This is a genomic window from Streptococcus pseudopneumoniae (genome assembly GCF_001072315.1).
Taxonomy (GTDB): domain Bacteria; phylum Bacillota; class Bacilli; order Lactobacillales; family Streptococcaceae; genus Streptococcus; species Streptococcus pseudopneumoniae_R.
This window is the reverse complement of record NZ_JVLI01000182.1, coordinates 1-806: the sequence shown is the minus strand read 5'-3', so window position 1 is coordinate 806 and position 806 is coordinate 1. Positions and strand designations below refer to the sequence as shown.

The 806-nt window shown below is 37.5% G+C and carries 1 protein-coding gene; it reads right to left on the bottom strand.

Annotated elements, in window-relative coordinates; genetic code table 11:
* Positions 1 to 806: LPXTG cell wall anchor domain-containing protein (locus tag ADH54_RS09810; RefSeq protein WP_049524969.1), on the bottom strand; the 806-nt coding region annotated here is incomplete at both ends.

The window sequence follows — 806 nt, the reverse complement described above, 5'->3', positions numbered from 1 at the left end:
CGCTTGCTGTAGAGCAAGCCTGTAGCAACACTTCCCATTGCTAGAGCAGCCAATAGTAAATCTGCAGAATCCTTCTCCCCTGTTGAAGGCAAGCTTCGTTCTGGCTGATTTACTGATTCTTGCGGATGTTCTTCAGGAGTTTTTGGCTCTGGTTTTGGTTCCGGTTTTGGCTCTTCCTTTTTCGGTTGTTCCAGTTTTGGTTCTGGTTTGGGTTCTTCCTTTTTCGGTTCTTCTGGTTTTGGTTCTTCTGGAGTATGAGTCACAACCGTATTGGAAACAACTTCCACACCATTAACTGTATGAGAGTAAGTATTTTCTACTGTTCCTGACTGAATACGTGTCATTTGTAGATATGCTTCTGCTTGAAACTCTAATGTTTCTAAAATTGACTTCAAGAAAGCATCATCAAAGCTAATATCTACTTTACCTTTAGCCTTGTCTACTACTTGACTTGTGAACTTAGTTAATTCATCACCAGCTTTAAATTTTTGGCCATCACTTGTTTCAAAATCTACAGTCGCAAACACTTGATAGATACTCTGATAATCATCATGTGTTTCATCATAGTCATCTCTAAACTTATATTCAAATAACTGTTCTGAGCGATCTTTTGGTATCAAGGAACCAACTAATTTATAATTAAACGTTTGATTCAACCTGACATCTTTGCCATCTAAACTTTCTTTACTTAGATGGTCAATCACCACATCTTTCTTAGGTTCAATCTTCGGAACATTATTGACTACAGTTTCAGTTACATAAGCCATACCAAAATCAACTTGATAAGCTGTATTCTCATACTTACC